General features: G+C 46.1%; 2 protein-coding genes and 1 pseudogene. All 3 read left to right on the top strand.

The window, feature by feature from the left end; genetic code table 11:
• Window positions 1-79: pseudogene (locus NW211_RS14150) on the top strand (conjugal transfer protein); the annotation flags it as partial.
• Between the two features lie 13 nt (window positions 80-92).
• Window positions 93-593 carry a DUF3872 domain-containing protein gene (locus NW211_RS13875; protein ID WP_057327299.1) on the top strand — a complete coding sequence of 167 codons (501 nt, stop codon included), beginning with the start codon at window positions 93-95 and terminating at the stop codon, window positions 591-593.
• A gap of 65 nt (window positions 594-658) precedes the next feature.
• Window positions 659-997, top strand: a 339-nt coding sequence (locus NW211_RS13870) for a glycoside hydrolase (protein WP_258328272.1), incomplete at its 3' end; no start/stop codon positions are given.

Here is a 997-nt window from a genome sequence, read left to right as displayed (position 1 = left end):
TGAGCGTGTCCTCTGGGGAGGCTCACTCGGCAAGTTCAGTACTCAGTTCGGCTTAGGTGTCAAGTTTATTATCAATTAAAATTAAATGCGTTATGAAAAAGTTATTTTCCTATATGATGGTTTGCGGTGCCATGATGACCGCAGTATTGGGCTTCACATCTTGCGAGGATGACCTTGATGTTCAGCAAGCCTATCCTTTTACTGTTGAAACAATGCCTGTTCCCAAGCGATTGGTGCAGGGCGAGACAGCGGAGATACGCTGCGAGATTGTTCGTGAAGGGTATTTCTCCGATACACGCTACACAATCCGTTACTTCCAGCCCGATGGCGAGGGTACATTGAGAATGGATGACGGTATGGTGTTGCTACCTAATGATCGTTATCCGCTTGACAGAGATGTGTTCCGTCTATACTACACCTCGGAGTGTGAAGATCAGCAGACAATAGATGTCTATTTCGAGGACAATCACGACCAGCTCTATCAGCTCACATTCACATTCAATAACGAGGCGAAGGAGGAAGAGGATACCACAGAGGGTAACACGATTACTCCCATAGGAACTATCGTCTCTCCAATCAACATCAATCCTTAACCAACGGTGGCAGGCACTCGCTTGTCGGGTGTCTGCCGCCATAACCAATCACTAAAAGAGAATCTATGAGAATAAAGTTGATGATTATTTGTCTGACATTGCTTTGCGGATATGCCAAGGCACAGACACGAGGCGGCGACTCTTCGCCACCATTGCCAAAAGAGATTTCAGCGGAACTGTTCGATAAGGCGGTAGCACTCATCAAGGAGTTTGAGGGGTGGCATTCGGCAAAACACTATCCATACATCGGTTATGGGCATAAACTGCTTCCACACGAGAACTTGACAGCAGACATTACTGAAGCACAGGCCGATTCGTTACTCAGAGCCGACTTATTGGAACGATACAAGTATTTCCGACAGTATGGGAAAGATGCTCTTTTGTTATCCGAAATTTCGGATAAT

The organism is Barnesiella sp. ET7 (assembly GCF_024733785.1).
In the GTDB taxonomy this organism is placed as follows: domain Bacteria; phylum Bacteroidota; class Bacteroidia; order Bacteroidales; family Barnesiellaceae; genus Barnesiella; species Barnesiella merdigallinarum.
Note: the sequence above shows the minus strand (reverse complement) of the source record. Positions and strands in the feature narration are given on the sequence as shown.